Source organism: Salinarimonas sp., assembly GCF_040111675.1.
Lineage (GTDB): Bacteria > Pseudomonadota > Alphaproteobacteria > Rhizobiales > Beijerinckiaceae > Salinarimonas.
This window is the reverse complement of record NZ_CP157794.1, coordinates 3,318,102-3,342,270: the sequence shown is the minus strand read 5'-3', so window position 1 is coordinate 3,342,270 and position 24,169 is coordinate 3,318,102. Positions and strand designations below refer to the sequence as shown.

Annotated in this window: 19 protein-coding genes and 2 tRNA genes; 17 read left to right on the top strand and 4 right to left on the bottom strand. The window is 70.5% G+C overall.

Annotated features, from left to right (window positions below; genetic code table 11):
• Positions 1-40 precede the first annotated feature (40 nt).
• The 6 genes from ABL310_RS15455 to ABL310_RS15430 all read left to right on the top strand — a co-directional run bounded on the left by ABL310_RS15455 (position 41) and on the right by ABL310_RS15430 (position 8,806).
• Positions 41-253 (top strand): MbtH family NRPS accessory protein, encoded by a 213-nt coding sequence (locus ABL310_RS15455; protein ID WP_349367904.1) that lies wholly within the window; start codon positions 41-43, stop codon positions 251-253.
• Positions 171-1,064: a thioesterase domain-containing protein gene (locus tag ABL310_RS15450; protein WP_349372069.1), complete on the top strand. Its 894-nt coding sequence runs from the start codon at positions 171-173 to the stop codon at positions 1,062-1,064. The genes ABL310_RS15455 and ABL310_RS15450 overlap by 83 nt, the downstream gene beginning before the upstream one ends.
• Positions 1,065-1,074: 10 nt before the next feature.
• Positions 1,075-2,241, top strand: a complete 1,167-nt coding sequence (locus tag ABL310_RS15445) for a glycosyltransferase family 4 protein (RefSeq protein WP_349367903.1) — start codon at positions 1,075-1,077, stop codon at positions 2,239-2,241.
• A 127-nt stretch (positions 2,242-2,368) separates the two neighbouring features.
• Positions 2,369-3,652, top strand: a complete 1,284-nt coding sequence (locus tag ABL310_RS15440) for an NHLP bacteriocin system secretion protein (protein ID WP_349367902.1) — start codon at positions 2,369-2,371, stop codon at positions 3,650-3,652.
• On the top strand, positions 3,642-5,822 hold the full coding sequence (locus ABL310_RS15435; protein ID WP_349367901.1) for an NHLP family bacteriocin export ABC transporter peptidase/permease/ATPase subunit: 2,181 nt from the start codon (positions 3,642-3,644) through the stop codon (positions 5,820-5,822). The genes ABL310_RS15440 and ABL310_RS15435 overlap by 11 nt, the downstream gene beginning before the upstream one ends.
• Entirely contained in the window at positions 5,819-8,806 is a 2,988-nt protein-coding gene (locus tag ABL310_RS15430) for an NHLP bacteriocin export ABC transporter permease/ATPase subunit (RefSeq protein WP_349367900.1), read from the top strand. Before ABL310_RS15435 ends, ABL310_RS15430 begins: the two co-directional genes overlap by 4 nt.
• 88 nt (positions 8,807-8,894) lie before the next feature.
• On the opposite strand, the gene ABL310_RS15425 is transcribed toward ABL310_RS15430, so the two are convergent.
• Positions 8,895-8,971: transfer RNA gene (locus ABL310_RS15425), tRNA-Pro, on the bottom strand.
• A gap of 191 nt (positions 8,972-9,162) precedes the next feature.
• On the opposite strand from ABL310_RS15425, the gene ABL310_RS15420 reads away from it, so the two are divergent.
• Positions 9,163-9,237 (top strand) — tRNA-Gln (locus ABL310_RS15420).
• A 24-nt stretch (positions 9,238-9,261) separates the two neighbouring features.
• Here the strand turns inward: ABL310_RS15420 and ABL310_RS15415 are convergent.
• Positions 9,262-9,657: a hypothetical protein gene (locus ABL310_RS15415; protein WP_349367899.1), complete on the bottom strand. Its 396-nt coding sequence runs from the start codon at positions 9,655-9,657 to the stop codon at positions 9,262-9,264.
• Between the two features lie 351 nt (positions 9,658-10,008).
• On the opposite strand from ABL310_RS15415, the gene ABL310_RS15410 reads away from it, so the two are divergent.
• On the top strand, positions 10,009-11,103 hold the full coding sequence (locus ABL310_RS15410) for a helix-turn-helix transcriptional regulator (RefSeq protein WP_349367898.1): 1,095 nt from the start codon (positions 10,009-10,011) through the stop codon (positions 11,101-11,103).
• A 36-nt stretch (positions 11,104-11,139) separates the two neighbouring features.
• Here ABL310_RS15410 and ABL310_RS15405 read toward each other — a convergent pair whose 3' ends face one another.
• Positions 11,140-12,240 (bottom strand): WecB/TagA/CpsF family glycosyltransferase, encoded by a 1,101-nt coding sequence (locus tag ABL310_RS15405; RefSeq protein ID WP_349367897.1) that lies wholly within the window; start codon positions 12,238-12,240, stop codon positions 11,140-11,142.
• Positions 12,241-12,694: 454 nt separating this feature from the next.
• On the opposite strand from ABL310_RS15405, the gene ABL310_RS15400 reads away from it, so the two are divergent.
• The 9 genes from ABL310_RS15400 to ABL310_RS15360 all read left to right on the top strand — a co-directional run bounded on the left by ABL310_RS15400 (position 12,695) and on the right by ABL310_RS15360 (position 21,490).
• Complete coding sequence (locus ABL310_RS15400; protein ID WP_349367896.1) at positions 12,695-14,146, top strand: exopolysaccharide biosynthesis polyprenyl glycosylphosphotransferase; 1,452 nt, start codon at positions 12,695-12,697, stop codon at positions 14,144-14,146.
• A complete protein-coding gene (locus tag ABL310_RS15395) occupies positions 14,143-15,636 on the top strand; it encodes an oligosaccharide flippase family protein (RefSeq protein WP_349367895.1) in 1,494 nt (497 codons plus the stop codon). The genes ABL310_RS15400 and ABL310_RS15395 overlap by 4 nt, the downstream gene beginning before the upstream one ends.
• Before the next feature lie 12 nt (positions 15,637-15,648).
• Entirely contained in the window at positions 15,649-17,097 is a 1,449-nt protein-coding gene (locus ABL310_RS15390; RefSeq protein ID WP_349367894.1) for a hypothetical protein, read from the top strand.
• A gap of 160 nt (positions 17,098-17,257) precedes the next feature.
• Positions 17,258-17,893, top strand: a complete 636-nt coding sequence (locus ABL310_RS15385) for a hypothetical protein (protein ID WP_349367893.1) — start codon at positions 17,258-17,260, stop codon at positions 17,891-17,893.
• Positions 17,883-18,515, top strand: a complete 633-nt coding sequence (locus ABL310_RS15380) for an HAD family phosphatase (RefSeq protein ID WP_349367892.1) — start codon at positions 17,883-17,885, stop codon at positions 18,513-18,515. The genes ABL310_RS15385 and ABL310_RS15380 overlap by 11 nt, the downstream gene beginning before the upstream one ends.
• A complete protein-coding gene (locus ABL310_RS15375; protein ID WP_349367891.1) occupies positions 18,512-19,258 on the top strand; it encodes a glycosyltransferase family 2 protein in 747 nt (248 codons plus the stop codon). Before ABL310_RS15380 ends, ABL310_RS15375 begins: the two co-directional genes overlap by 4 nt.
• Positions 19,255-19,575 (top strand): hypothetical protein, encoded by a 321-nt coding sequence (locus ABL310_RS15370; protein WP_349367890.1) that lies wholly within the window; start codon positions 19,255-19,257, stop codon positions 19,573-19,575. Before ABL310_RS15375 ends, ABL310_RS15370 begins: the two co-directional genes overlap by 4 nt.
• Entirely contained in the window at positions 19,569-20,336 is a 768-nt protein-coding gene (locus ABL310_RS15365) for a glycosyltransferase family 2 protein (protein WP_349367889.1), read from the top strand. Before ABL310_RS15370 ends, ABL310_RS15365 begins: the two co-directional genes overlap by 7 nt.
• A gap of 35 nt (positions 20,337-20,371) precedes the next feature.
• The gene (locus tag ABL310_RS15360; RefSeq protein ID WP_349367888.1) at positions 20,372-21,490 is read left to right on the top strand and encodes a WavE lipopolysaccharide synthesis family protein; all 1,119 of its coding nucleotides are present in this window, start codon (positions 20,372-20,374) and stop codon (positions 21,488-21,490) included.
• Positions 21,491-21,568: 78 nt separating this feature from the next.
• On the opposite strand, the gene ABL310_RS15355 is transcribed toward ABL310_RS15360, so the two are convergent.
• Positions 21,569-24,067: a hypothetical protein gene (locus tag ABL310_RS15355; protein ID WP_349367887.1), complete on the bottom strand. Its 2,499-nt coding sequence runs from the start codon at positions 24,065-24,067 to the stop codon at positions 21,569-21,571.
• Between the last annotated feature and the right edge of the window lie 102 nt (positions 24,068-24,169).

Sequence of the window (24,169 nt, the reverse complement as noted above, 5' to 3'; positions counted from 1 at the left end):
CCCTTGCGCCGCACGCGCGACGAGGCTTGGAGGCCCGGACATGGACGAGGACGACGACAAGACGATCTACGCCGTGGTGGTGAACCACGAGGAGCAATACTCGATCTGGCCGACCTACCGGGAGATCCCGCTCGGCTGGACGGCGGTCGGCAAGGAAGGCTCCAAGGCCGATTGCCTGGCCTATATCGAGGAGGTCTGGACCGACATGCGGCCGCTCTCCCTGCGTCGCAAGATGGACGCCTCCCAGTCCTGACGAGGGGTCGCAGCTGACAGCCACCGCATCGTATCCCGCGCCCCCCGGCGCCGCCGGCGGCTGGCTCCTGCCGCCGCGACGCGGCGAGGTTCCGCGCCTGCGCCTGTTCTGCTGGCCCTATGCCGGGCTCGGCGCATCGCTGTTCGTGCCGTGGAGCCGGGCCGCGCCCGAGGGCGTCGGGATCTACGGCATCCAGGCGCCGGGCCGCGAGAGCCGAATCGCCGAGCCGCCGCTGTCCGCCCTGCCGCACATGATCGAGCGGCTGACGGCGGCGCTCGTCGCGGAGCCGGACCTGTTCGAGGCGCCCTACGCCCTTCTCGGCTGCAGCTTCGGGGCGATCGCCGCGTTCGAGCTGGCCCGCGCCCTGCCGCGGGCCGGGCTGCCGGCGCCGACGGCGCTGATCGTCTTCGCGTGCCGGCCGCCGCACCGCGTCCAGCCGGTGGGGCCGTTCTCCGCGCTGAGCGACGACGAGCTCGTCGGGCGGCTGCAGCGCGACTACGGGGGCGTGCCCGACGAGCTGCGGGAGCAGCGCGAGCTGCTGCGCCTGTTCCTGCCGCCGCTACGGGCCGATCTCGCCGCGATGGAGCGCTACGCGCCGCCTCCGGCGAACGCGGCGCTGGCCTGCCCGGTCTTCGCCCGCGGCGGCGCCGACGACGCCCAGGTGCGCGGGGAGGTGCTGGCCGAATGGGTCCGCTGGGGGGCGCCCGGCTCCGACGTGCGCGGCCTCGCCGGCGGGCATTTCCTCGTGCGGGACGATCCGCGCGCGGCGTTGGCCGAGACCCTTCGGACGCTGGGATATCGGCTCTCGTGAGGGCCTGCCCGTGAGACTCGGCTTGCTCAGCCCGCTCTGGCCGCCGAAGGGCGGCGGCGGCGAGGTCTATCTTCAACGCATCGGCATCGCGCTGGCGGAGGACGGGGTCGAGGTCGCGGCCTGCACCGGGACCGCCGCGCCCGAGACGGCGGGAGGCCAGACGCCGCGCGCGGCGCGGACCGACGTCGACCCCGACGATCCGGCCGCGTGCGCCGCCTGGCTTCCCGAGATCGCCGAATGGCTCGCTGCGGCGCGGCCGACGCACCTGATCGTCAACGCCCCGTTCACCCGGGTCAGCCACGGGCACGCCGCCGCCGTCTATGCGCTGGCGCGCGCGCGCGGCTGCCGCATCGCCGCGGTGCATCTGGATCTCGACCGAGGCGTGGTCGAAGGCCTCGCCGAGGCCTACGCCGCCGCGGGGGACTGGGAGGGCGCGGCGAGGATCGGCGAGGCGCGGCTCGGCGCGCTCGCGGCGACGCTCGGCGAGGAGGTGCATGCGGAGATCGGCTCGCCGCTCCATTTCGACGTCGACGGCGTGATCGCCTGCTCGGACTGGTCCGGGCGCTTCGTCGACCCCCTCGCGCGCGCGCCGCGCCTGACCGTGCATCCGCCGATGGGGGAGGCGCTCTCCGGCGCCGCCGAGGCGGCGCCGACGACGGCGGATTTCGGGTTCGTCAACCCGCGTCGGCACAAGGGCGGGCCGACGCTCGCGGAGATCGTCCGCCGGGCGCCCGCGACCTGGCGGTTCCGCGCGCTGCAAGGCGGTCACGGGTCGGCCTTCCGCGATTTCGCGGCGGCCACGGCCGGCGCCGCGGCCGGTCTCGAGCTGATCCGCCGGGTCGACGACATGCGGGCCTTCTACGACGGCATCGGCGCGCTGCTCGTCGCCAGCACCTACGAGGGCTACGGCATGGTCGCCGTGGAGGCGATGCTGCGCGGCACGCCTGTCGTCGCGCGCGACTATCCCGCGATCCGCGAGGCTGTGGGGGAGGGGGAGGACGCGGGCGCGCTGGTGGTGCCGTTCGCCGCCTCCACCGCGGAGTGGCTCGAGGCGCTCGCGGCGATCCGGGCCGAGCCGGACCGCTGGCGCGCGGCGGCGGCGGTGCGGGTACGCGCGCTGGCCGCGCGCGAGGCCGCCGAGATCGCGGCGCTGCGCCGTTTCCTGCGCAACCTGTAGCAGTCCGGAACGCCGGGGACGATACGCCTGTCGGTCGGCAACCGCATCTTAACGCTCGTGGTGTTCTCTAGAGAGACGCGAGCGGCGGCGCCGCCGTGAGGATCGTGCGGAAGCTTGGGGGGACACCGTGGCGCAAACGAGCCGAGCGTCCCCTTCGCTCGCGGGGCCGGTCACCGAGCCGGCGGCGCGCGCCGCCGGGCCGGAGCGCCTGCAGGCCGCGATCCGCATCACGACCCCGGCCTCCTGGCTGATCGGCGCCATCTTCGCCTTCATCACCGTCGCGGTTCTCGTCTGGGGCGTGCTCGGGGTCCTGACCACCCGGGTCGCCGGGATCGGCATCGTCATGGCCGAGGACGGGGACGTCTACGAGCTGCGCAGCGTGGACGCGGGCACCGTCGTCGCGCTCACGGTCGGCGTCGGCGACACCGTCGAGGCGGGGCAGCTCGTCGCGCGGATCGGCCAGCCCGGCGACGATGCGCGCATCGACGCCGCGTCGAAGCGCGTCGAGCGCCTGCAGCAGGGCTACGACCTTCGCCGCGCGCAGGTCGACGCCGATCTCGTCGAGCGGCGACAGGCGACCGAACGGCACGTCGCCGTGCTCGAGGGCAAGAAGCAGACGCTGCAGCAGCGCGTCGGCTATCTCTCGGACCTCCTCGGCACCGTCGAGGAGCAGCGCCGCGAGGGCATCGTCACCGAGGCCAGGCTCCAGGAGGTGCGCACCGCGCTCGCCGACGCCAGGCTGCAGCTCAACGAGAGCGACGTCGAGATCGCGCAGGCGAATCTCGATTATCTGGAGTTCGAGGATCAGCGCCAGGACGACCTCGAGACGATGCGCCGCGACATCGAGGAGGCGAGCACCGACCTGGAGATGCTGCGCCGGACACGGGCGGACCGGTCGCGGATCACCGCGACCCGCTCCGGCCGGGTGATCGGGGTGTCGGCTCAGGTCGGCGACCTGGTGACGCTCGGCGCGCCGGTCGTGCGCGTCGACGCGGAGGGCGACGGCTTGCGCGTGCTCGGCTTCTTCGAGGCGCCGGACGGCAAGAAGATCGGGCCGGGCATGGACGTCTCGGTGTCGCCGAGCACCGCGGAGCCGGCCATCTGGGGCACGATCAACGGCACGGTGAAGCGCGTCTCGCAGCTGCCGGAGACGCTCGGGTCGGTGATCAACCTGCTCGGCAACGAGCAGCTGGCCCAGCAGATCTTCGCCTCCGGCCCTCCGATCCTGGTCGAGGTCGAGATGGCGAGCGACCCGAGCACGCCGAGCGGGCTCGACTGGTCGTCCGGGAGCGGCCCGCCCTACCGCATCACCCACGGCACCATGTCGGCCGTGTCCGTCGTGGTGCGCGAGGAGGCGCCGGCGAACCTGGTGGCCCCGGTGTTCTGGCGCTGGATCGGCCATGGCAGCTGAGCCGAAGCCGGGGCGCGTCTCCACCCCGACCCTCATCCAGATGGACCCGGCCGAATCGGGGGCCGCCGCGCTCGCCGTCGTGCTCGCCCATTACGGTCGCTGGGAGCCGATCGCGAACCTGCGGCAGGAGACCGGCACCTCGCGCGACGGGACGCGCTTCGAGAACCTGATCCGCGGCTCCCGGCGCTACGGGCTCGAGACGGACGGCGGCGACGCCGACGCGACGACGGCGCTGGCGGCGCCGGTTCCGGCGATCGTCACGTGGGAGCAGAATCAGTACGTCGTCCTGGAGGGCGCCAAGGGGGACACGGTCTTCCTCAACGATCCCGCCGGCGGCCGGCGGTCGCTGAGCCGGGAGGAGTTCGAGCGCTCCTACGGCGGCCGGCTCTTGCGGATCGCGCCCGGGCCGGGCTTCGCGAAAGGCGGGCATCCGCCGTCGCTGCTGCGCAGCCTCGCGCGGCTGCTGCCCGGCTCGCGCGACGCCTTCGCCATGGTCGCCCTGTTCGGCGTCATGCTCGTGCTGCCCGGCCTGCTGCTGCCGGCCTTCCTGAAGGGGCTCGTCGACGACGTGCTGACCCGCGGGCTCGCCGGATGGCTGCTGCCGCTCGCGATCGGCCTGGCGCTGGCGACGGTGTTCAACGGGGTGCTCACCTGGCTGCAGCGCTATTTCATCCTGCGCCTGCAGACGAAGCTCGCGATCACCCAGACGGCGCTGCTGATCTGGCACCTCCTGCGCGCCCCGGCGGTGTTCTTCACGCAGCGGCAGGTCGGCGATCTCGTCACGCGGGTCGACGCGTGCAACCGCGTCGCGACCGTGATGGGCAACGATCTGAGCCTGAACGTGGTCAACGCCCTCGTCGTCGTCTTCTACGCCGCGGTGATGGTGTTCCTGAGCTGGCAGCTCACCCTCCTGGCGGTCGGCGCGATGGTGCTCAACTTCGCCGCCATCATCCTCGCGCAGGCGCCGCGGGTCTCGCTCGCGACCGACCTTCAGGGCGTGCAGGCCAAGGCGAACAGCGCGCTTCTGGGCGCCATCGAGGGCATCGAGACCATCAAGGCGACCGGCGTCGAGAGCGACGTCTTCCGGAACTGGGCCATGCACTACGGCCGCGTCGCCAACGCCCAGCAGCAGCTGAACGCGCTCGGCGCCCTGTTGAACACGGTGCCGGAGCTCATCAACAACCTCGTCCTGGCGGCCTTCCTCGGCATCGGCGGCCTGCTCATCATGGACGGCGACCTGACGGTCGGCGGGCTCGTCGCCTTCCAGGCGGTGCTGACCCGCTTCGTCCAGCCGGTGATCGCGCTTGTCATGTTCTCCGGCAAGATCCAGGAGACGGTGGCCGACGTGGTGCGCATCGACGATGCGATGCGCACCGAGCCGGACGCCCTGATGGCCATGGTGGAGAAGCTGCCGCCCGCGGCGCCGAGCGCCGACGGCCGCGCCCCGACCCTGACGGGCGCGCTCGAGCTGCGCGGCATCGCCTTCGCCTACGGACCGCTCGACCCGCCGCTGATCGAGGGCTTCGACCTCGTCCTCGCGCCGGGCGACAGGGTGGCTCTCGTCGGCGGCAGCGGAAGCGGCAAGTCGACCATCGCCCGGCTGGTCACCGGGCTCTACCAGGCGCGCAGCGGACAGATCCTGTTCGACGGCCGGCCGATCGAGGAGATTCCGCGCGACCAGTTCGTCGCGTCGGTGGCCTACATCCAGCAGGACGTGCAGCTGTTCCGCGGCACGATTCGCGACAACATCACCATGTGGGACGACACCATCGCTTCGCAGGACGTCTACCGGGCGGCGGTCGACGCGCAGATCCACGACGTCGTCGCGGCGCGCCCGGGCGGCTACGACAGCGCCGTCGAGGAGGGCGGCTCCAACTTCTCCGGCGGGCAGCGTCAGCGCATCGAGATCGCCCGCGGCCTGGCGCGCAATCCCTCGATCGTCGTGCTCGACGAGGCGACGGCGGCGCTCGATCCGCTCACCGAGCTCAAGATCGACGAGCGGCTGCGGTCCCGCGGCTGCACCTGCCTGATCATCGCCCATCGGCTCAGCACGATCCGCGACGCCGACGAGATCGTGGTCCTCGATCACGGCCGGGTGATCGAGCGCGGCACGCACGACGAGCTGATGGCCGCGGGCGGCCATTACGCGCAGCTGGTGGCCGCGGGATGAGCGACGTCGTGCGCGATAGGCCCGCCGCGGCGGGAACGACCGGCGGAAAGACCCGGGCCGAGACGATCGCCGCGGCGCTCGGCCTGGCGAACGCCACGCGACGGGTCTCCGCCCGCGACGCCTTCGATCTCTCCGATCCCGGCGCCGTGTGCCTGGTGACGCGCGGGACGCTCAACCTCTTCGTCGTCGAGCCGAGCGGGCGCCGCCACGGCTTCGTGCAGGTCGAGGCCGGCGAGCTGGCCTTCGGCCTTTCCGCCCCCGACGACGGGGCGCGTATCGTCGCCGTGCCCGGCTCCGGAACCGATGTGGCGATTGCCGAGCTCGGCTCGCTCGCGGCCGCCTCCGCCGCTGTCTCCGAGGACCTCGCCCCCGCCGTCGCCCGCTGGATCGGTCGTCTGCTCGACGCGCTGCCGATGCAGCCCGCGCCGGGCGCGTGCCGGGTCGTGCAGGCGGGGGAGCGGCTCGGGCCCTGCGCCGCCGGGCAGGTGCTGACCTCCGACGAGCTGGTCTTCGTCCGCGCCGACGGCGGCCCGCTGGCCTATTCGGGTGCGGTCGAGGCGGCGCCGGGCTCGTTCTGGCCCCTCGCCGGAGGCGCCTGGCTGGCCCCGGCAGCCGGCGCGACGGTCGCGATCGCGCCGACGGCGGCCTGGCTGGGCGGGCCATGGACCGCGGATCTCGAACGGTTCCACGGGCTGGCGCTCGCATGGTTCCTGCGCGGCCTCCAGGCGGACCGCGACGACGTCTGGCGTCGGCTCGACGACCGGCGCGGCGCCGACCTGCAGGCCTTCGACGGATCGATCGGCGCGCTCGCCTCGATCGGCGCGGGCGCGACGACGGCGACCGCCGCGGCGCCGGGCGTGCCGCTCGTCGGCGCCGCCTGCCTCGTCGCCCAGGCCGCCGGGATCGAGCTCGCGCTGCCGAAGGGCGATCTTTCGGCCCTCGCCCGGTCCTCGGACCCGCTGGCGACGCTCGCCGAAAGCGGCGGCTTCCACGTCGTTCCGGTCCGTCTCGAGGGCGACTGGTGGCGCCACGACATGGGGCCGCTCCTCGCCTTCGTCGGCCCGGACCGGACCCCGGTCGCGCTCCTGGCGACGAGGCCGGGGCGGTACGAAGCGGTGGATCCCGCCACGATGGGCCGGCGCCGGGTCACCGCGGCGAACGCGGACAAGTTCGCCCGCGACGCCCGCAGCTTCGTGCGTCTGCTGCCGAGCCGCGGCGTCGGCGCCCGGGACGTCCTGGCGAACGGTCTGCACGGCCTCGGCGGCGACTTCAGGCGGCTGGCCGCGGCGATGCTGCTCGCCGGCTGCGTCGCCTTCGCCATGCCGTTGATCATCGAGCAGATCATCGGCAGCGCCGTGCCGGAGGCCGACCGCAGCGAGCTCCTGGTTCTGGTCTGCATGATGGTGGCCGTCGCGCTCGCCGGGGCGGGCTTCTCCGTCGTCCAGAGCCTGGCGCTGCTTCGGATCGAAGGCTGGGCGAGCTCTCGGACCCAGCTCGCGGTTTTCGCCCGGCTCCTGCGATTGCCGACGGACTTCTTCCGCGACTTCACGGCCGGCGACCTGTCGGTCCGCGTGCGCGGCGTGGAGGAGATGCGCCAGCTGCTCAGCGAGAACACGCTCTTCATCATCATGGCGAGCGTGAACGGTGCGTTCTCGCTCGGCATCATGCTGTACTACGAGGTGAAGCTCGGGCTGACCGTGGCCGCCGTGGCGCTCGTGGTCGGCGCGCTGAACTACTCTTTCGGTCGTCGGGTGGTCGCGCTCAACCGCGACCAGCTGAAGATCCGCGGCGAGGTGGAGGCCGACGTCGTCCAGTATCTCGGCGGCGTCACGGAGCTGAGGACCAACGGCGCGGAGCGTCAGGCGTTCTCGCGCTGGTCCGCCAAGTTCTCGGCCGGCCAGGCCAGGACCTTCGAGGCCGGGCTGTTCTCGAATGCGGGCCAGACCACCAACGCCGTGTTCTCGTTCGCCGCCGTGCTGGCGATCGTCGTCGCCATCGGGCTGATCACGGATCAGCTGTTCGCAGCGTTCCGCGTGGAGCTGGACTGGGCCCGCTTGTCGGCGACCGGGCTCGAGGGCGCCATCGACCCGGCCCAGTTCATGGCGTTCTACGCCGCCTTCGGGCAGTTCGCGCTGGCGGTGAACCAGCTGGTGCAGTCGGGGCTCAACCTGACGGCGCTCGTGCCGACCTGGGACCGGCTGCGGCCTCTCGTGGAGACCGAGGAGGAGCACCAGGAGGGCGAGCAGGACCCGGGCGTGCTGCGCGGCGACGTCGACGTGCGCGAGGTGCGGTTCCGCTACGTGCAGGGCCAGCCGCTGGTGCTCCAGGGAGTCAGCCTGTCGGCGAAGGCGGGGCAGTTCGTGGCCGTCGTCGGGCCCTCCGGCGCCGGCAAGTCGTCGCTGATGCGCCTGCTGCTCGGCTTCGACGCCCCCGAGGCCGGGTCCGTCTTCCTCGACGGCCAGGACCTGCGCCGGCTGAACAAGCGGGCCGTGCGGCGCAACTTCGGCGTCGTGCTGCAGACCGTGAAGGTGATGACGGGGACGATCCTCGAGAACATCACGAGCGGCACCGACATGAGCGAGGACGACGCCTGGTGGGCGGCCGAGCAGGTGGGCTTCGCCGACGACATCCGCCGCATGCCGGACGGGCTCCACACCATGCTGAGCGACGGTGGATCGACCCTCTCGGGCGGGCAGTGCCAGCGCCTGATGCTGGCCCGCGCCATCATCCGGCGGCCCCGCATCATGCTGCTCGACGAGGCGACCAGCGCGCTCGACAACGAGGTGCAGTCGATCGTGACCGAGGCGCTCGACAAGCTGAACTGCACCCGGATCGTGATCGCTCACCGGCTGTCGACGATCGCCAACGCCGACCTCATCTACGTCGTCGACGCCGGTCGCGTGGTCGAGCACGGCACCTACGCCGAGCTGATGGCGCTCGACGGCACGTTCGCCGAGCTGGCGCGCCGGCAGCTGACGGAATAGGGGGATCGCTCACGGCCCGTCCGGCCCGACACCGGCTCGCCTCACCCGCGGCGGGCGCCCGTCGTCTCGATGCTGGAGAGGCGTGAAATGGTCGGAGTGGCAGGATTCGAACCTGCGACCCCCTCGTCCCGAACGAGGTGCGCTACCAGGCTGCGCTACACTCCGATCCCCTGGTGTGGGCGGTGATATAGCCGCCCGGATCAGGGGACGCAAGCGCTGTTTCGCCCCTTTCGTCCGATTTCGCCGAGGAAACGTCGCACCCCCGAGAACGGCGAGGTCCGGCGCCTGAAAGGCGTTGCGCAGGGCGCGGCCCCGCACTATGGTCCGGCTCCGCCGGGGGGCGACCCCCGCCGCGATGGGGCGTAGCCAAGCGGTAAGGCAGCGGTTTTTGGTACCGCCATGCGCAGGTTCGAATCCTGCCGCCCCAGCCAGCCGTCCCGTCGTCCGTTTCGGGCTCAGTTTATCGCCCCGACGGGCGCCTCGACGCGGGCGCCCGAACGGCGCTGCTTTTCCAGCTCGGGAAGCCACGTCTGGAAGTCCGCGAAGGTCTGCCGCACGGCCCAGCCGGCCCCGTCCTCCGCGAGCGCGGGTGCGAAGAAATCGGCCAGGTACCAGTCCTGGAGCACGGCAATCTTCGCCGCGAGGTCGGCGGGCGTGCGCACCGGGCCCGCGATCACCTCGCGTGCCGCGTCCTCGACCTCCTGCATGGCCGACGCGAATCCTTCGTTCGCGTCGGGCTCCTGCTCACCCTCCTCGGAGGCGCATACGGACCGCAATCGCGCCAGCGCGAGACGAAAGCGGGTTTCGCTCCTGTTTCGCTCGAGCATTGCGGAAAGGAAGTGGTTCGTCATCCCGGCGCCCTCGTTGCATTCGCCCGTCCGTTGCACAGCCGATTTACATCGGTCGTCGTAACAGTGGGGGTGCACCTCTCGGTTTCATCCCTATTCGCGCGGATTATCAGGAATATTATCTTTCACTTTTCCGCGTTAATTCCAACGAAGGACGGTAAAGCCGAAGCGAAAACGCCGCCATACCCGGCTTGTGGTATCCTCCGATTTCTCGATTCCCCCTTTCACCCAAACCGACCGAAACGGTGATCTTGCCGAATACCATCGGGGCGGGTGCCGCCAGGTGCTCGACAAGTTGCTTGGCAGCGGCGCGCCGCTATCGTTAGCCGGCTGACTGAAGGAAGAGGGCCGACGATGGGGCGAGCGACCGACATCGACCTGGCGCGGATCAAGGAGCGTCTCTACGCTGCTGCCCAGGGGGCGGAGAGCTGGTCGGACACCCTCGCCGAGATCGCGTCCGCCGCACGCGCGGAGCGGGTGACCCTCCACGTTCTCGGTGGCGATGGCGACGTCGTCCAGGACTCGTGGCCGGTCGCTCCCGGCGGAGTGCTCGATTACGTGCGCGACTACGCCGACCGCGACCTGCGCGTCGCACGCGTGCTCGCGGGGCGGCGCGGTGTGATGTCGACCGAGGAGCTGCTGACCGCTGCGGAGATCGCACGCTGTCCGGTCCACCAGGAGTTCTACCGCGCGTGGCCTGAATGCTGGCACTCGCTGATGGCGCCGACCGACTGCGAGACCGTGCTGGTCACGCCGACCTTCCACCGAGGCGCGCGTCACGGCCCGTTCGAAGACGAGCAGCGCCGGGTGATGGCGGACCTCGCCGGCCACGTGGCGCAGGCGGTCGTCCTGCGAAGCCTCGGTGCGGCCGGCGCGGGCGAGAGCCTCGCGCTCGCCTTCGACGCTCTGCCGGAGGCCGTCTTCGTGCTCGACGGCCTGCTGCGCGTCGTCTTCGTGAACCGTCGGGGGCGCGCGCTCCTGGGCGAGGCGCGCCACCTGACCATGATCAACGGGGCGCTCACGCCGGTCGACCCCGCCGCGCGAGCCGGTTTCGACGTCGCGCTCGCCGCAGCATTGCGTGTGGCGCATCGTCAGGCGGCCGATGCCGCAGAGATGCGGGTCGTGCTGCCGGGACCGCGGGGCCGGGTTCTCGTCGCGACGGCGCTCCCGGCGCCGGGGCGCAGCCCGCTCGCCGCCGTCATCCGCGTGCGCGACCCGCTGGACGCCCGGTTGCCGCCGGTGTCGGTCGTCCAGGCCGCGCTCGGGGTTTCCGCCACCGAGGCGCGGGTCGCCCTCGCGCTGGCCAAGGGTTCGACGGCGGAGGACATCGCGCGACTGCATGGCATCTCCGAGCACACGGCGCGCACGCACGTGAGGAACCTGCGCGGCAAGATCGGGGCCGCGCGCCAGACCGAGATCGTCGCCGCAGTGATGCGGCTCGTCGAGTGATCCCGCCGCGCGGGCGCGCTCCAGCGCGAGCGCGCGTCAGGCGGCGAGATCCAGGGCTGCGTGCAGACGCAGCAGCGTGCGCACGGGTGCGGTCGCATTCGTAAGGCGCACGCCGCCGCCTCGATCACGCAGGATCTTGCGCAGGACGAGGAGCAGGCCGAGCGTACGCGGATCGAGGAAGCGCAGATCCGCGAGATCGACCTCGGCGTGGCGGGTACCGGGAAGCGCGCTCCGCAGCACGGCCGTCGCGGCCTCGAGGCCGCCGAGGCGCGGGTCGCCTGCGAGGGCGATGCGCAAGGCGGCGCCCGTCACGATGCAGGACGGCGCATGGAGCGCCTCGCCCCGCACGGGAATCAGCGCATCGAGAAGCCGCAGCGGACCCACCCGCGTGCCGACGATCGCAACGAGTGCGAGCCCGTCATGGGCGTATCGGCGCCAGAGCCGGGGCTCCTCCTTGATGCGCCAGAGCCATTCCAGACCGGCCGCCCTCATTCGGGGCGGCGCTCGACGGACCGCGCCCGCATGGAAGTTGACGACGGCGCCGAGATGGCTGCGCAGCGGAACGGCGAGGGCGTCGCGATTGTGCGCGAGCCACTTCTGTCCTTTGGTCGCGCCCAGCGCGACGACGAGGAAGTCGGCGTCGCTCTCGTTGATCCTGGCGATGATCTCGGGCCGGCTCATCTCCTCGACGCTGCCGCGACCGGGGTCCAGCCAGCCGACGCAGCGCACGCCGAGCCCTCGGTCGTTCAGTCGCGAGGCCGCGGCTTCCGCGACCCCCGCATCGCCGCCGAAGAGGAAGACCCGCAGCGGAGGAGAGGCATCCCGGGAGACGAGGGCGTCGAAGATGTCGGAGCCGGCGACGCGTTCGGGGAGGGGGATTCGCAGGAGCCGCGCGAGCCAGACCAGCGACAGCCCGTCCGCGGGACAGAAGTCGCTCATGCGCAGGGTCTCGCGAAAGTCCGGGTCGGACAAGCTGCTGACGAGGAAATTCAGGTTGGGCGTCGAGAGCAGCGCCCGCTCGGCGGCGGCCGGGCGGGCCAGGCGCGCCAACGCCTCCTCCATGCTGACCGCGTCGACGGGAATGCCGAGGAGGCAGAAGACCTTGCGCTCGAGCGCGTCGACCGGCGCCTGTTCCATGCTCGCTCTCCGTGGCGTCGCGGCTCGCGGGGCGTCGTTCGCGCGCCGCGGCGCGCGGCCGAGAGCCGGCGTTCCGGAAAAACGAAGCCGCGCGAAAGGCTTGCTTGATGAACCTCCCATCATTCATGCCGAAGACGATCCCGGCGAGCAAGCGCAATGCACCTTTATTTCAAGATCCCAAGCCGCTTGAATTCCCGGGTAGAGCAAGTGCGATAGTCGCGATCTGATGTGAAGAAGTGAACCTATGTGATTTGCCGCGTATAGTAGGGTAAACGAAATTCACTTTTCAGATACGATAGTTTTTGAGTTACTGAGGGCGGCTGGGCTTGCCTCCGAAAACGTCTGCGCCCGCTCGACGCTGCGCGCCATCCGGCGCGGAGATCGTCTCGTGCGCGACGACGCGATATCGGGTCGGATCGGGCGCCAGCCGCGACGCGATCTCGCGAGTGTGCCCATGGACGCATTCCTTCACGATCGTCTGGAGCCGCCGCCCGTCGACGACGTCGCGGAACGGTTCTATCTTCCGCACAACGTCGCCGTCGTCGGCGCCGTGACGATCGATTTCGGCCTCGGAGCCGGCACATTCTCGCTCGTCTCCTGGCTCGATCCGAGCGGCGCTGAGCTCGGGGCCGCAGGCGCGCACACGCTCGCCTTCGCGATCTCCGCCGGCCTCGCCGTGGTCCTGGCGCTGGCGTTGATGCGGGGATACGCCGAGACGACGCTTCGCCGCCCGAGCGCCGCGACCCTCACCCACGTCTGGGCCTGGATCGTCGGCTTCCTTGTTCTCAGCTGCACGGTCTTCTTCTTCGCCGGACCCGACGCGGTGTCGCGGACGACGGTCGCCGGCTTCTTCGCGGTCGGCATCGGGGTCGCGGTGCCGGCTCGCCTCGCCGGTCTCGTCGCATTCAACCACGTTCTCGCCCGATCGCGGATCGCCACGCGCCGCGGCATCGTCGTCGACGCCGGCGGGCGCGGAGACCTGGAGCGCGCCCTCGCCGATCTCGCGAGCAACGGCATCGACGCGGTCGCGGTCTACGTGCTGGACGGCGCCGAGCCCGAGGAGATCCTGTCGCAGGCGCACACGATCGCCGCCCGCTGCCGGGACGCCGTGGGGCGGGACCCGGGCTGCGCGGTGTATCTCGCCATCGACTGGTCGGATCTGAGCCGTTATCTGCCCCTGCGCGCGGCGCTGGATCGGGTCGCGACGCCGGTCTACGTGCTCACCGACGGGCAATGCGCGGAGATCCTCCGGGGCAAGCGGGTCGAGACCGGGCGGATTGCGAGCTTCGAGGTCAAGGGCGCGCCGCTCCACCCGCTCGGGCGCGCGCAGAAGCGGATCGTCGATCTCGTGCTGACGATCGCGATCCTGCTCGTGCTCGGCCCGCTGATGGCTCTCGTCGGGCTCGCCATCCGGCTGGAGAGCCCGGGGCCGGCGCTGTTCCGCCAGACGCGCAGGGGCTTCTCGGGCCGGGATTTCCAGATCTTCAAGTTTCGCACGATGACCGTGTGCGAGAATGCCGGGGCGATCGCTCAGGCGACGCCGGACGATCTGCGCGTCACGCGGCTCGGTCGCTTCCTGCGCCGCACGAGCGTGGACGAGCTGCCCCAGCTCTTCAACGTGCTGCGCGGGGAGATGTCGCTCGTCGGCCCGCGGCCGCACGCCCTGGCGCACGACGACTTCTACGGCCGCGTCATCGAGACCTACGCGGCGCGGCACAAGGTGAAGCCGGGCATCACCGGCTGGGCCCAGGTCAACGGCTGCCGCGGGCGCACGCCCGAGGTGCGGGACATGGAAGCGCGGGTCGCGCGCGATCTCTGGTACATCGACAATTGGTCGCTCTGGCTCGACGTGCTGATCCTCCTGCGGACGATCCCGAAGTTTCTCTTCGACAGGAACGCCTATTGACGACTCCATCCGGCCGGCCGAGCGCCGGCGCCGGGCTCGAGGGCGTCGTCGAGTCCTCGGGTCCTCCCATCGGGAGCAACGAGGCGGGGCTCGGCCTGCTTCGACGCGCGGCCCTGCCGGGACTGGCGGGGGCGATCGCAGAGCTGCGCGGAGCCGGCCTCTTCGCCCGTGCCGCGCGCAGCTCGGGCATCGCGGCGGCGGGTCACCTCGGCTCGCAGGGTCTGCGCCTGGCGGCGAACCTCGTCCTCACCCGCCTGCTGTTTCCACACGATTTCGGGCTGATGGCGCTGGTGAGCGTCGTCGTGATCGGCCTCGCCATGGTCTCGGACGTCGGGCTCGGGCCGGCGATCATGGCGTCGCGCCGCGGAGACGACCGGCGCTTTCTCGATACCGCCTGGACGATCCAGATCGCACGCGGCGTGCTGCTCTGGCTGCTCGCCTGCGGCCTCGCCGTCCCGGCGGCGCATTTCTACGGCGAGCCCATGCTCGCCGCCATCCTCCCGGTGGCGGCTCTGTCGCTCCTCGTCGCCGGGTTCAACCCCACGCGCATCGAGAGCGCCAACCGCCATCTCCTGATCGGCCGGGTGACGCTGCTCGATCTCGCGAGCCAGGTGCTCGGCGTCCTGACCATGGTCGCGCTGGCCTTCGCGACGGGGTCGGTGTGGGCGCTGGCGGTGGGCGGCGTCGCGGGAGCGATCGCCAAGCTCGCTCTGACGAGCGCTCTGCTGCCGGGGCCTGCGAACCGGCTGTGCTGGGACCGGGGCGGCGCGCGCGAACTGGTGCGGTTCGGCGCCTGGATCTTTCTCGGGACGATCTGCGGCTTCCTCGCGACGCAGGGCGACAAGCTGTTCCTCGGCAAGTTCCTGACGATGGAGGAACTCGGGGTCTACAACATCGCGGCCTTCCTCGCTGGCGCGCCGCTGATGCTCGGCGGCGCCGTCACCGGGCGCGTCCTCATCCCGCTCTACCGCGACTGCCCGCCCGCGGCCTCGGTCGAAAACTTTCGAAAGCTGCGCCGCATGCGCTGCGCGATCACCGCGACGCTCTGCGGCCTCCTCGCCCTGCTCGCGCTCGGCGGCCCTGCGCTCATCGATCTCCTCTACGACCCTCGCTACGCGGCGGCGGGGCCGATCGTCACCCTGATCGCCATCGTCCTCGTCGTCCAGGCGATCGTGCTGACCTACGATCAAGCCGCTCTGGCGGCGGGCGAGACGCGGCGCTTCTTCCATCTCGTGGCCGTGCGCGCCGTTCTGTTCTCGGGCTTCTTCCTCGCCGGACTGTCGACGGCGGGCCTCTGCGGCGCTCTGCTCGGCCAGCTGCTCGCCACGCTGTGCTTCTATCCCTTCGTGGCGCGCCTCGCGCACCGATACGGCGTGTGGGATCCGTCGCATGACGGGCTGTTCCTCGCGGGCGCGGCGGTCGTCGCGACCACGGCCCTGTGGCTCAACCGCGAGGCCGTCCTCGCGCTCGCCCTGGCCGGGCTCGGATAGGGGGGCGCGCAGATGCCGAACACGTTCGCCTACCTGATGCTCCTGGCCTGGCCGATCGTGACGATCGTCCTGTTCAGGATGTTGTCGCACGAGCGCGCGCTGATCTGGACGCTGCTCGGCGGCTATCTGCTGCTGCCGCCGGTGGCCGCCTTCGACTTGCCGCTGGTTCCGCCGCTCGACAAGACGTCGATCCCCAACCTCGTCGCGGCGACCGCAATCGTCCTCGTCGCCGGCCCGCGCCTGCGGCGATTGCGGCTTTCGCTCGCGGAACGCGTGCTTCTGGCGATCTTCGTCGTGAGCCCGCTCGCGACCGTGATCGGCAATCCCGAAGCGATCTCGCTCGGCTCCGGGAGAGAGCTGCCCGGTCTGAGCTTGCACGACTCGTTCTCGATGATCGCCAATCAGCTGATCTTCCTGATCCCGTATTTCCTCGGTCGCCAGCTTCTCGCGACCCCCGAGGCGCAGCGCGATCTTCTGCTGGCGCTCGCGATCGCCGGGCTCGCATACTCGCTCCCGATGCTGCTGGAGGTGCGACTGAGCCCGCAGCTGAACGTCTGGATCTACGGCTTCTTTCAGCACAGCTTCGAGCAGATGATGCGCGCGGGCGGGTACCGGCCGATCGTCTTCCTGCCTCACGGTCTGCATGTGGCCTTCTTCGCCTTCACGGTTCTGCTAGCCGTGTTGGGGCTCTGGCGGGCCGCAGCCGGCGAGGCGCGCCTCGCCTGGTTCTGCGCCGCGGTCTACGTCGCGGTGGTGCTGGTCCTCTGCAAGAGCTACGCCTCGCTCGCCTACGCCCTCGTGCTGGCGCCGGTGGTGGCCTTCGCCGGCCGAAGACGCCAGCTGACCATCGCCGCGGCGCTCGCCTTGCTCGTCCTTTCCTATCCGCTGCTGCGGGGCGCCGATCTCGTCCCCACCGACTTCGCGGTCGAGCAGGCCGCCCAGCTCAACACCGATCGTGCCGGGTCGCTGCAGTTCCGCTTCGACAACGAGGAGAGCCTCCTCGCCCACGCCGAGGAAAAACCGCTCTTCGGATGGGGCGGCTGGGGGCGCAACCAGCTCTACGACGAGACCGGCCGCATGGTCAGCGTGACCGACGGACGCTGGATCATCGTCATCGGCGTGAGCGGCTGGCTCGGTTTCATCGCCGAGTTCGGGCTGCTCTGCCTCGCGTTGCTGTCATTGCGACGCAGCGCGGGCGCCGTCGCCGCGGCGCGCCTCTCGCCGTTCATCGGCGTGATCGCGCTCATTCAGGCGGCGAACCTCGTCGACCTCATCCCCAATTCGAGCCTGATCCCGCTCACCTGGCTGATCGCGGGGGCCTTGGTGGGATACGCCCGCGCGCTGCGCGCCGCGCCCGTGGCGGCGCTCGACGGCGAAGGCGCGCATGCCGGCTCCTCCCTGCGCGCGCCCGCTGCCCGTTCCCGCGTGCTCGCGCCCGGTCGTCCGTATCCGATCAACTAGTTCAATTGAGGGCGCGGTCAAACTGGTCGAGAAAGTAAACGTATCTCGGCTTGTCGCGTGAGATGTCGGTGATAAACTTTCCAATGAATGAAAGCAAGAATTGTCTGAATTCGGGCTGATCGCTGGCGTTAGCTGGTCGTGTGCGGGCGGGGACTTGCTCATGATCGTCATGAGTCATCGCGGATACTGGAAGTCGGCGATCGAGAAGAATAGCCCGAGGGCGTTCGCGCGCTCGTTCGATCTCGGCTTCGGCACGGAGACCGACCTGCGCGACTGCGACGGCCGTCTCGTGGTCTCGCACGACCCGCCAGGCGAGCATGCGCTCGACGCCGATGCTCTGCTCGAGCTCCACGCCCGCACGGGGCCGCACCTGCCTCTCGCCCTCAACATCAAGGCGGACGGGCTGCAGGATCTGGTCGTGGCCGCCCTGCGCCGGCGCCGCATCGAGACCGCTTTCGTCTTCGACATGTCCGTGCCGGACATGCTGCGCTGGTCGGAGCGCGAGGTGCCGGTCTTCACCCGCCACAGCGATATCGAGCCGGAGCCCGCTCTCTACGCGAACGCGCGGGGCGTTTGGCTCGACGCGTTCCGCGCGGACTGGTGGACTCCCGAGACGATCCGCGGCCATCTCGACCGGGGCAAGCGCGTCTGCGTGGTCTCCCCCGAGCTGCACGGGCGCCCCCATCGGCCGGTCTGGGATCGGCTCGCACGCAGCCCGCTCGCGCGCGCCGACGGGCTGATGCTGTGCACGGATTTCCCCGAAGAGGCATGCGAGGTGTTCGGCTATGGGCATTGAGGCCGTGATCTTCGACATGGACGGCGTCCTGATCGACGCTAAGGAATGGCATTACGAAGCGCTGAATCGGGCGCTCGGGCACTTCGGCTTCGCCATCTCGCGCGCCGACCACCTGTCGACCTTCGACGGGCTGCCGACGCGCCGCAAGCTCGAGATCCTCTCGCAGGAGCGCGGCTTGCCGAGGGGGTTGCACGGCTTCCTCAACGAGCTGAAGCAGCAGTACACGGTCGATCAGGTGTTCCTCAACTGCAAGCCCGTCTTCGTGCACGAATACGCCCTGTCGCATCTCAAGTCCCGCGGCTTCAAGCTCGGCCTCGCCTCGAACTCGATCCGCTCGACGGTCGAGCTGATGCTGCAGAAGAGCGCGCTCGCGGGCTACCTGGACGCGATCCTCAGCAACGAGGACGTCGAGCGGGCGAAGCCCGATCCCGAGATCTACCTGAAGGCCGCCGAGCTTCTCGGTACGCCTCCGGAGCGCTGCCTCGTCGTCGAGGACAACGTCAACGGCATCCGCGCCGCGGAGGCCGCGGGATGCCGGCTCTTGGTCGTGCAGTCCGTCAACGACGTCCAGCTCGACCGCATGCTGGACGCGATCGCGCGAGTCGAGGAGCGCTGCGCATGAAGATCGTCATCCCCATGGCCGGAAGCGACGAGCTCTTTCGCAAGCACGGCTTTCCCTTCGCCAAGCCGCTGATCGAGATCGACGGACGGCCGCTCGTGGAGCACGCCTTCGAGCGCCTTCGCGCCGCCGACGGCGCGCGCGCGATCTTCGTCATCCGCAAGGAGGACGATCTCCGCTTCCATCTGCGGGAGGTGCTCGAGCTGCTCGAGCCCGACGCCGTCGTGATCAGAGCGGACGGAGAGACGGCCGGCGCCGCGTGCAGCGCGCTTCTCGCCATCGAGCATATCGGGCTCGACGAGGAGCTCGTCGTCGCCAATGCCGACCAGATCCTCGCTTTCGATCTGGGCGAGGCGCTCGCGGACTTCCGGTCGCGGGGGCTCGACGCCGGGACCGTGGTGTTCGATTCGGTCCACCCGCGCTGGTCCTACGTCAAGACCGACGAGAGCGGGCTCGTGATCGAGGCAGCCGAGAAGCGCCCCGTCAGCCGCGACGCGACGGCCGGGGTCTACTGGTTCGCCAAGGGGCGCGATTTCGTCGAGGCCGTTCAGGCCATGATCCGCAAGGACGCGAGCGTCCGGGGCGGCTATTTCGTCTGCCCGTGCTTCAACGAGATGATCCTCGCGCACAAGCGCATCGGCGTCTTCCGGATCCGGCGGGATCAATACGTCTCGCTGGCGACGCCGCAAGCGGTCGAGGAATACGAGCAGACGCTGCTGGCGCGGCGACGGAGCCGCGCGGGATGAGGACCTTCCGGCTCTCGGACATGACGAACGGGTGGTTCGTGGGGGACTTCGCCCCAACCGCGCATCGGACGCAGGCCGCGGAGGTCGCCGTCAAGGCGTACCCGGCGGGCGCCTGCGAGGCCCGCCACGTCCACAGACGCGCCACCGAAGTGACTCTCGTTCTGGAGGGGCGGGTGCGCATGGACGGCGTCGAGTACGGGGCCGGCGACGTCCTGGTGCTCGATCCCGGCGAGGCGACGGACTTCGAGGCGCTGACCGCCGCGACCACCGTCGTCGTGAAGACGCCCAGCGTGAAGGGGGACAAGCATCCATGCTGAACATCGTCGTCCCGATGGCCGGGCGCGGGCAGCGCTTCGTCGACGCCGGCTATTCCCGCCCGAAGCCGCTGATTCCGGTCAACGATCGCCCGATGATCGAGCTCGTCATCGCCAACCTGCGGCCGCGGCGTGCGCATCGCTTCCACTTCCTCGTCCAGGCAGAGCATCTGCGCCGACACGATCTCGGCGCGATGCTGCGCGCCTGGGCTCCCGGATGCTCGGTCGTGCCCGTCGACGGCGTCACGGAGGGGGCGGCCTGCACCGTGCTGCTGGCGCGCGCGCTCGTCGACGAGGACGCGCCGTTGATGATCGCGAATTGCGATCAATACGTGGACGTCGACATCGAGAGATATCTCGACGCGCTCGCAGACGCCGACGGGCTGATCATGACCATGTGGGCGGACGATCCGAAATGGTCGTTCGTGCGCAGGGACGGCTCCGGTCGTGTCGCCGAGGTGGTCGAGAAGCGCGTCGTATCGAACGAGGCGACGGTCGGCGTCTACAATTTCCGGAGCGGAGCGGACTTCCTTCGCGCGGCCGACGCGATGATCGCAGCCGACGAGCGGGTGAACGGGGAGTTCTACGTCGCGCCCGTCTACAACAGGCTCATCGCCGCCGGCGCCGACATCCGCTGCTACGACGTGGGATCGGCGGGCGACGGCATGTACGGGATCGGCACGCCGGCCGATCTCGAGGCGTTCTGCAGAGACCCCGCCTCGCTGCGCGCGATCGGTGCGCTTTCCCAGACCGGTGCGGCCTAGCGGCGCCGCGGGAGACGAGCAGGAGAGAGGCGACGATGCGCGACGGCTTCAGGGACAGAGCGGTGCGGAGGGCGATCCGCGAGCTCATCGCCTATGCGGACCGGGCGGGCGACTATTTCCGCACCTATCACGAGCGACCCAAGCGCGCCGGGCAGCTCGGCACGCGCGTGCTCGCCGAATGCCCGCAGGACGACTGCGCCATCGTGATGCAGGGGCCGGTCGACGGCGTCGACGACTTCACGCTCGAGACATTCCGCATCTACGCGCGGCACATGCCCGCCTGCCGCCTCGTCCTGTCGACCTGGAGCGATACGCCCGACGAGATCCTCGACCCGATCCGCGCAGTCGGGGTCGACGTCCTCCTCAACGAGAAGCCGCCGATCCCGGGGTTCGTGAACATCAACATGCAGCTCGTCTCCGCCGCCGCCGGCGTTCGCCATGCCGTGGAGCGGGGCGCGACCTGGATCGTGAAGAGCCGAACCGATCAGCGCTTCTACGATCCGGACCTGATGGCGGTCCTGATCGGTCTCGTGCGGAGCTTTCCGGCCGCAGCCGAGGGACAGCGGCATCGGATCGTCGGTCTCGGCGCCGGGAGCCTGCTGCTCGCGCCTTACCACCTCACGGACCAGACCGTGTTCGGCCACGCCGAGGACATGCTGGTCTACTGGAGCGCGCCGCTGCGCACGCAAGCGCTCCCGGCCGGCTGGCCCCCCACGCTGCCCGAGATATTCGCGCGCGTTCCAACCGGCGAGCTCTGCCGGCACGGCGCCGCCGAGAGCTATCTCGCCAGCTCCTTCCTCGAGCGCACCGGATGGCGGCCGACTTGGACGCTCGAGGATTCCTGGGCGGCCTTCCGCGACTGCTTCCTGGTTCTGGATCCCGGCGCGGGAGACTTCTACTGGCGCAAAGGCCACGCTTGGACGCTGACCGAATACGACCGCACCTACGATCGCGTCACCAACAGGCTCGAGCTCGGCTTTCGCGAATGGCTTCTGCTCCAGAGCGGCCAGCTTCCGATATCCGCAGCCCAGCACTACGCCGCCGCGCTCGACGTGCCCTTCAACGCTCCTCTTCCGGAGGCGGTGGACTCTGCCCCTCGCGCCGCCGAGGCGCTTTCGCGACCAGGACCGGCGGCCGTGCGGGTGCGCGCGTGAGCGGCTTCCCGAAAGCCATGGATCGTCGAGGGAGCAGGATCTCGCCCGCGCCGTGGACCTGCTCCATCGGCGTCCCTCTCAGAGCGGCCCGCCGGCATTGTGGCGGCGAAGCATCGTCCAGCGCGGGTTGGCGTCGCGCAGGTGGCGCAGCGCGCCCCAGGAACCCCACTTCGTCGGCTTGTAGATCGCGACGAACTGCATGAAGACGCCGTTGCCCCCATCGCCGACCGCCTCCCAGCCTTCGATGGCGCGCTCGTAGGCCGTCGCCATCTCGGGCGAAAAGTTGAAGTGCTGGAAGAAGCGCGTCAGCTGGGCGTCCTCGATCCACGGCGGATCACCACCGACGCCGACGACGTGGGTGCCACCCTCGTACATGACCAGCCGCAGGCCGTAGGCGTCGGCCCGGGCGCGGTGGTAGGGCCAGTAGTCCCGAATGTTCTGCTCGATCGTGGCGGTGTCGACGCCGAGGCCGGTGACGGAGCCGTCGGTCAGCTCCTGCAGGCACTGGACGGAGACCTGATCGTACTCGTGGGCGGCGACGTCGTCATCGTAGGCGCCGCCGGTCAGGCCCCGGGCGGTGGCGTCGTTCCGGGCGGCGGCGAGGCTGGCATCGATCCAGCTCTTGACGATGGGAGCCTTGCCGTCCTCGCCGAGCTGGCCCGAGAAGTAGCCGGTGACGGCGTAGACGTCGAAGGACAGGTGCGGGGCCGCGTTGCCCTCGGCGACGGAGAGCGGCGCGTCGAGGAACTCCGTCTCCAGGCCTTTCCAGTTCAGCTGAGCGCCAGCGACGCGTACGATGCGGGAGGTCTGGCCGGAAAAGACGGTCGTCCAGATGTTCATCGTCTGCGCGGTGCGCTCGCCGGCCCATTGCATCCACGCGCCCTCGCCCCAGCCGCGGGCGTCGGCCCGGGCCTGGGCGTACGCCGCCTGCGAGAACGCGAAGTTCCAGACCTCGTTCGAGAATTCGACGTGGGCCTCGAGCCGCGGGTCGAGGTTGTCGCGCACGTAGGTGGCGAACCGGGTGACGAAGTCGTCCGTCGCCTGATGCGGCATGCAGAACCAGCCGTCGCAGAGCATCTCGTTGCACAGCGCGACCATGACCTCGACGGGGACGCCGTTGCCGGCGGCGCGGGACCACGTGTAGCTGGTCAGGGTGTTGCGCTCCGCCCAGGCCGAGGTGGGGGACCAGTTCGTGTGCTGCCAGTCCATGAAGCGCACCATCGGCACGCCGCGAATGCGGTTGAGCCAGTGCGGATTGAAGATCCGGCCGGCGTTGTACTCGATCTCGTTGGCGAGGTTGTAGCAGCGGATGTTGCGCAGATGGTCGCCGCGGGTGATCGCGTCGATGCGAACCGAGCACAGATTGGTGCCGGTGGGTGTGTAGTCGAAGTCGATTTGGCCGGGCGTGCTGGTGTCGAGGTTGGAGCCGCCGGTGACGGTGATCGTGCCCGCGCCCTCGTAGAGCAGGCGGTAGCGCCCGGCCATGACCGGCGCCGCACCGGCGGCGATCTCGGTGAGGAAGACCAGCTCGACGTGCGACAGCTCGGGCGGCATGGACGTGATCCAGCCGTCGGCGTCGAGATAGCCGCCGGCGGCGAGGTCGTCGTGGCCCCAGCCACCGTACTGGCCGGAGATGTGGCCCAGCCACGTGCGCCCGCACTTGATCACGTCGATGAAGGGCTGCTCCTGGCTGTAGTCGTGGACGCCCTCCAGCCCGAGGGCGAGCTGGCCGGGGCGCACGATGTGGACGCCCGAGCGGGGATAGGTGGTGATTGTCTCCCAAGCCAGCTGCTGCAGGCGCGCGGCGAGCGTGGCGTCGAGCGTGAACGGCGTATCCCACTCGTTGGTTACGGTGAGGGGAAGCCCGACCGGCGAGCGCTGCCAGATCGCCGCGTACGTCAGCATCGATAAATAGTACATCCCGGCGTCGTTCACGTGAATGTCGTCGAGAAGGAAGTCGCGGATCGTGGTCGCACCGGGCACGGAGCCGGCGGCGATCTCGTCGTGGAGCCGCGCCATCGCCTGCCCGGCGGGCACGAGGCGCATCTGCTCGCCGCCCGAGGCGCCGCGATTCATGTTGACGTGGTCGACGATCGCCTCCCAGACGATCAGGTCGCTGTCGAGGCGCTCCCGCCACGCGGCCTCGCCGCCGGCCCAGGCGATGTCGTGCCACGTCTCGTAGAGGAACACCCGCGCCGAGGGCTTACCCGCGATGGCGGCGTCGTAGAACAGCCTCGCGTGGCCGTAGGTGTCGTTGTAGGTGATCTGGTCCTGCAGCGGGATCGCCTCGGTGACGATCAGGACGTCGGTCTTGCCCTGGGCCATCAAGGCGCGGCTGTCGACGCCCTCCGCATCCGCGGAATGGCTCCAGGCGTGCGACAGCGAGCCATCGATCTCCTGCCCCTGCACGCTGCCGCCGTCGGGAGCGAGGTTTTGCAGCCACCACGACATCGTGGGGCCGACGAGGCCGTGGCCGACCAGCACGGCGTTCCGCGACGCCGCGGTCGGATCCCCGGTCGCCTGCGGGGCGGCGCCGGCGGCGGCGACCGCGCCCGAAGCCGTCGCGCGCGAAGCCATCGGGGCAGTCAGAAGGCCCGTGATGAACGCGCGGCGGCGAAGGGGCAGTCGGCCGATCGCGCCCGGATCGTCATGTCCGGCCATTCGGTCGCCCCTGCAGAT